This is a genomic window from Peptoniphilus hominis (ex Hitch et al. 2025), assembly GCF_040096015.1.
In the GTDB taxonomy this organism is placed as follows: domain Bacteria; phylum Bacillota; class Clostridia; order Tissierellales; family Peptoniphilaceae; genus Peptoniphilus_A; species Peptoniphilus_A hominis.
Genome location: NZ_JBBMFO010000047.1, coordinates 1 through 5961 on the forward strand (window position 1 = coordinate 1; position 5961 = coordinate 5961).

5 protein-coding genes are annotated in these 5961 nt (G+C 32.5%); all 5 read left to right on the forward strand.

The window, feature by feature from the left end; genetic code table 11:
- The first annotated feature begins 259 nt into the window (after nt 1-259).
- The 5 genes from WMO19_RS09385 (at nt 260) to WMO19_RS09405 (ending at nt 5870) form a co-directional block, all read left to right on the forward strand.
- Nucleotides 260-1111, forward strand: coding sequence for a patatin-like phospholipase family protein (locus tag WMO19_RS09385; RefSeq protein WP_349171590.1), 852 nt, complete (start codon nt 260-262; stop codon nt 1109-1111).
- 12 nt (nt 1112-1123) lie between these two features.
- On the forward strand, nt 1124-1873 hold the full coding sequence (locus WMO19_RS09390; RefSeq protein WP_349171591.1) for a TVP38/TMEM64 family protein: 750 nt from the start codon (nt 1124-1126) through the stop codon (nt 1871-1873).
- Nucleotides 1874-1961: 88 nt separating this feature from the next.
- Complete coding sequence (gene rpsU / locus WMO19_RS09395; RefSeq protein ID WP_005957648.1) at nt 1962-2141, forward strand: 30S ribosomal protein S21; 180 nt, start codon at nt 1962-1964, stop codon at nt 2139-2141.
- 13 nt (nt 2142-2154) lie between these two features.
- Nucleotides 2155-2598, forward strand: coding sequence for a GatB/YqeY domain-containing protein (locus WMO19_RS09400; RefSeq protein WP_019124746.1), 444 nt, complete (start codon nt 2155-2157; stop codon nt 2596-2598).
- A 200-nt stretch (nt 2599-2798) separates the two neighbouring features.
- A complete protein-coding gene (locus tag WMO19_RS09405; RefSeq protein ID WP_349171593.1) occupies nt 2799-5870 on the forward strand; it encodes a Rib/alpha-like domain-containing protein in 3072 nt (1023 codons plus the stop codon).
- Nucleotides 5871-5961: the final 91 nt, after the last annotated feature.

The following is a 5961-nucleotide window of genomic DNA, read 5'->3' on the forward strand; positions in this document are numbered from 1 at the left end:
AGCGTCTAAGTATTGATTTTTAAATGAAAAGAGAGACTCGAGTTAACGAGTCTCCCCAATATTTGACATAGAGCCTATTTTTTTCGAAATTTTGGAATTTATAAAAATATTTTATAGGAAATTTTGTAAAATTTTTCAAAAAAATATTAAATTAAATGTAACACTTTGACGATTTTGTCCATAGGAAATTATAAAAAATTCATATATACTATAATTAATATGGACATACTATGATTTTATATATGAAAGAAGATGAGTTATGAAGTTAGGTTTTGTAGATGTTGGTGGTGGAACTCGTGGCATTTATGGTGCAGGAGTTTTTGATTACTTAATGGAAGAAAATATTAGTGGAGACTACTTTATTGGAGTTTCAGCTGGGGCTGCTAATGGTGCCTCTTTTTTGGCAAACCAACCTAGGAGAAATTTTGTATTCTACAACAAATATGCCTTTAGGAAGGAATACATGAGCTTTAAAAATTATTTAAAGACTGGCTCTTACATTGACCTAGATTATATTTATTCTGATTTAAGTTCTTCCAAGGGCGAGTATCCTCTTGACTATAAGGCACTGAAAAATAATCCCATGGACTTTGAAATAGTTGCGACAGATGCAAGGACGGGAAAGGCAAAATATTTTAAGAAATCTGATCTCGTAATAGATAATTATGACCCAATAAAGGCTTCTTGTTGCGTTCCAGTTTTGAACCAACCCTATAAGATAAAGGGCGTGCCCTACTTCGATGGCGGCTTAAGCGATCCTATTCCCTTTAAGAGAGCTTTTGAAGCAGGTTGTGACAAGGTGATAATAGTTTTAACAAGACCAAGAGATTATTTTAGAGAAGGGAGAAAGGACAAAAAATTTGTCAGACTCTTGAGGAGAACTTATCCAAAAGCAGCCAAGGCCTTTGCAAAGAGATCTCTAGTCTACAACGAAAGCTTGAGAGAAGCCATGGAGCTTGAAAAGGAAAATAAAGTCATAATAGTTGCGCCAAGCTATATAGGAAATTTAAAAACTCTTACCCAAGACCACGACCAATTAGAAAACTTGTATGAATTGGGAAGAAAGGATGCAAAAAACATCCTCACTTTAGAAAATATTAGAAAAGAATGATTTATTATGAAAATGAAAGCTTTAAAGGAAAAAATAAAATCAGAGAGAGAAAATTTTAGGGATAGCAATAAAAATTTAGACGAAAATGACAAGGCTGTAAAAAATAGATTTAAAAAAATTCAAATAGTTGCACTGATTTCCTTTGTCTCTATTTTAATAGTTTTGATTATTACAAGAAGTGGCAATGTGAGTATAGATTCCCTTACAGAAAAAGCTGCTGGCAATCCAAAAAAATCCATTATAACCTTAATAAGTCTCTTTGCAGTAAAAAGTTTGACTATTATTATTCCACTTCCATCACTTTATGTTGCCAGTGGAATCTTATTCGATCCACTTAAGGCAGTTGCAGTGAGCTATCTTGGACTTGCAGTGACTCTAACTATACCCTTCATCCTTGGAAGGTGGTCTGGCACAGAAGAAATTCATTACATCAAAAAGAAGTATCCTAAGATAGAAAAAGTAATTGAGATGCAAGAGAGAAATGAATTTTTGGCAAGCTTTATAATTAGACTTATTGGATGGTTTCCCTGTGATGTCCTAAGCTTTTATTTTGGTGCCTGCAAGACAAATTATCTAAAGTACATAACTTCATCACTATTAGGGGCATCTATTGGTGTAATTACAAATACCTTATTGGGCGATGTAATCCTAAACCCTCTTTCATGGCAGTTTATGGTCATGTTAGTCATAAAAATATTGATCTCCGTATCTGTAGTAGGCATAACTTATCTTGTCAATAAAGATAAAAATCCTAAAAAGTAAAAATATTATTGAAGTTTTGGGATTTATAGAGTATAATAAACCTACATTGGCCGTAAGGCTACTCTTTTCTACGAGAGGAGGTTAAAAAATGTCCGAAATCAGGGTTGGTGAAAACGAATCTTTAGACAATGCTCTTAAAAGATTCAAAAGACAATGTGCCACTAGTGGAGTTCTCAAAGAAGTAAGAAAGAGAGAACACTACGAAAAACCAAGTGTTAGAAGGAAGAAAAAATCCGAAGAGGCACGCAGAAAAAAACACAGATATTAAAGAGGGTGTTCTTATGTCTCTAAAAGAGAGACTCATGGCTGACTTAAAAGATGCTATGAAAAATAAAGATAAACTTCGAAAAGATGTTATCACCATGGTTCGTGCAGCTATTAAACAAAAAGAAGTAGATGAACGAGTAGAGCTTGATGATGCTGATATTGAAAACATCATTTCTAAACAGCTTAAAGAGAAAAAATCGTCAATTGAAGAATTTAAGAAGGGCAATAGACAAGACTTAGTTGACCAAACTAATGCTGAAATTGAAATACTTCTTAAATACTTACCTGAGCAATTATCAGATGAAGAATTAAAAGAAATTATAAAAAAAGTAATTGACGAAAATGAAATAACATCAATGAAGGATATTGGAAAATTAATGAAAAATGTTATGCCTTTAATTAAGGGCAAAGCAGATGGCAAACAAGTTAATATTATAGCCAAAGAATTATTAAATTAAAACTCGGGTTTCCCCCGGGTTTTTATTTTTTGCAAAAATTTTATTAAATTTTACTTCTTCATCATATAGAAGTGAGAGATTACTTTTGCTATAATTAAATCAAAGATATTTTATTAAATTTTATTTATATTTTTGTAAAAAAAACCAGTGGACATTATAAAAAAAACCAGTGGACATTATTAAAAAACTAGGAGGACAAAATGAAAGGGAAATTGTTTTCATTATTCTTAATCGTAACTTTATTTTTTAGTGGCTTTAATCCTGTTTTTGCCAAAGAATCGGGACCTAATGCAAAGGATGAAAACTCGACAGAGAATAGAGATCTTCCTATAGTAACTGAGACAGAGCCAGAAGGCAGCCTTAAAGATAAGTATGTGAAAATACTTTTTGTAGCAAAGACAAATTTATCAGGCAATGTTCAAAATTATGGAACTATAAAAAATGAAAAGGGCGACGAAATTACCTTAAAAGATGAGGTGGTTAGTGGGAAAAATGTTAAAGCTAAAGCCTATTACGCCTTAAAGACTGCAAAGTGGTCAGAAATGTTGGACTATGAAGAAGATGGTAAAAAAGTATTTGCAGAATTAATTGCTGAGAATAATGAGACAGATGAAAAGAAAAAAGAAGACCATAAATTTCTAGGTTGGGCTTATTTCGGAGATCTGGTTAATCCTTATAGCAAAGCATTATTTGAGGATAAAGAAATAGGTGTAATTAAGGATGTTATTGGAATAAAGTATGACATGAACAGGCCAATGTTATTTAAAGCAAAATTTCAAAGTTTGCCATATATTTTTATGAGAGGTCAACTCACTGATGTGAGAGATTCTGATGGGTATTCTGTTAATCCATATTATGATTATAAATGTGGAATTTTTGATGTAAAGGGAAAAGGAAAAATTTTAGCTACTGACTTTCAAAAAAAATATTTCGCTACAGATTTTTATAATTTTAATGAAATGACCTTTTATGTAAGGAATGATGTACAAAATAGGAGCCTAGGACTTTTAAAGCCTGATTTAAATCTTCCTAAAGGTTATAAATTTTGGTATTGGTATGACACTTCTTCATTTAATATTTTAAATGATAATTATGACTTACTTAATAAAGATCATATATATAAACCAAAACTTATAAAGAATGGAGAAGATGCAGTAAACATACTAGATAAGAGCAAAAATTTACCAAAAGATATTTTTATTGTAACTTTAAAGGCTAGTAAAGGTATTGCAAATGCACCGATAGGAAATTCTAAAAGTAAATATAATAAATCTTATGCGATTTTCGATGGTTCAACATTAGAGGTAATAGGCGATAACTTGCCAACTCCAAAGGCAGAAGACGAAACAAAGGAAGCTGCCTGGTTTATTGGTGATAAAAGAGTTGATAATATAAAAGATATTCAAATAAAAAGTGACATGACCTTTACTGCAAGAGTAGTTGAAGAAAAAGATAAGTATAAGCTAAGCGCAAAAGATATAGAAAAATCCTTTGGGCTTGGCACGACAGAAGATGAAATTTTAGAAAGTGTTTCAACAGATTATCCTAAAGATTCAACAAACCAACCAGTTAAATCTATAAAAGAGGGACAAAATTTGCCGGATGGAAGGACTTCTGGCAGGCATGAAATTAAGGTTAAAGTAAAATATCCCGATGGATCCACAGATGAAGTCACTGTAAAAGTCACTGTAGCAAAATCACAAGCAGAAACTTATGTGGCAGAGACTAAAACTATTGAAGTTAATAAAGATGAAGTCTTGACTCTGGAAAAGTTAAAAAAGGGCATTACAAATCTTTCTCCAGAAGTTAATGTTGCTATAAAAGAAAATGCCGACACAAGTGAAGTTGGAGTAAAGACTGCAAGGCTTATTTTGACTTTCAAGGACACTTCAAGTAAAGAAGTATCGATTAAGGTAAGAGTTAAAGAAGTTATTGGGGGAGGAATAATAAGTCCTATTCCAGAAATTGATGCTAGAAATATTGTAAAAGAAGAGGTTCCTTATAATGGCAATATCGATTTAAGTGACAATATTAAAAATTTGCCTGAGGGCGCAGTGGTAGAAGATATTACAAATCCGAAAATTGATACAAAAAAGCCAGGGGAATACTCTGCAAAAGTAAAAGTTACCTTTAAAGAGGGCTCATCAAGAATAGTTGTCGTCCCTGTAGAAGTTTTAAAATCACAAGCAGAGACTTATGAGGCAGAGACAAAAACTATTGAGGCAAATAAAGATGAAGTCTTGACGGTGAAAAAATTAAAAGATGGAATTACAAATCTTCCTCAAGAAGTTAAGGTTGACATAAAAGAAAATGCCGACACAAGTGAAGTTGGAGAAAAAACTGCAAGCCTTACTTTGACTTTTAAGGACACTTCAAGTAAAGAGGTAGAAGTTAAGGTAAAAGTTAATGAAGTTATCCCAGAAAAGAACGACTCCGAAAAATATCCACCAGTAATTCCTAAAGATTTAAAAGTAAAGGATAAAAACAAGCTTAGCCAAGGAGAAATTTATGAAATTGTAAGAAAATTTAAGCTAGCAAATCCTAAGGCTAAGGATGTAATAGTGGACCAAGGCGGAAATCTTACCCTTATTTATGAGGATGATTCTAAAAATATTTTGAGCCTAGCAAATTATTTGACAGAAGAGCCAAAGGGAAATAGCGAAAATGATAAGGACAAAGACAAAGATAACAAAGACAATAAAGACAAGAAAGAAAATTGGGACAATTATTATTATCCAAACTACTACAATTATTTCCCTCGCCTAAACAATAGAGATTACGAAAGAGAAACTTTAAAAGTATTTGCCAGCCCTTCAATAAAATTTGAGGAAGAAAAGAAAGCTACAGAAAAAATTTCCTATGTATTTCACATCAATGAATTTGAATACGAAATTATAAGGGACGGAATTTCAACAAAAGTTAAGATGGACATAAGTCCTGTAATTTATGAGGGAAGGACTATGCTTCCACTAAGGCGAGTGGCAGAAGTTCTGGGGGCAGAAGTTGTCTGGGACAAGTTTACGAGAACAGCTTCCTTCACTAGAGATGGACTTACTGCCTCAATTCAAATCGACAACAATAAAATTATTCTTTCCAATGGAAAAGTTATTGAAATGGAAGCAAAACCTTTAAACATTAAAGATAGAATTTTTGTGTCCCTTGTCAATGTGGCAAAAGTTTTTGGACTTAATAATGGAAACACAGAGGACGGAAAAGACAATGACATTGAATGGGATAATGAGGCAAGGACAGTTACTATTTCTGTAAAATAAATTAGAAGAGAAGGATGTGGTGACCCCATAAAGTTGGACCTAATACCAGGACTGGTAGTTTACTAGTTCTGGTATTATTTTATTGCTTTCC

What these genes read in the sequence shown, in the direction of transcription:
- WMO19_RS09390 (WP_349171591.1), top strand. Translation starts at nt 1,124, where the DNA reads ATGAAAGCTTTAAAGGAAAAAATAAAATCAGAGAGAGAAAATTTTAGG.
- rpsU (WP_005957648.1), top strand. Translation starts at nt 1,962, where the DNA reads ATGTCCGAAATCAGGGTTGGTGAAAACGAATCTTTAGACAATGCTCTT.
- WMO19_RS09405 (WP_349171593.1), top strand. Translation starts at nt 2,799, where the DNA reads ATGAAAGGGAAATTGTTTTCATTATTCTTAATCGTAACTTTATTTTTT.
- WMO19_RS09385 (WP_349171590.1), top strand. Translation starts at nt 260, where the DNA reads ATGAAGTTAGGTTTTGTAGATGTTGGTGGTGGAACTCGTGGCATTTAT.
- WMO19_RS09400 (WP_019124746.1), top strand. Translation starts at nt 2,155, where the DNA reads ATGTCTCTAAAAGAGAGACTCATGGCTGACTTAAAAGATGCTATGAAA.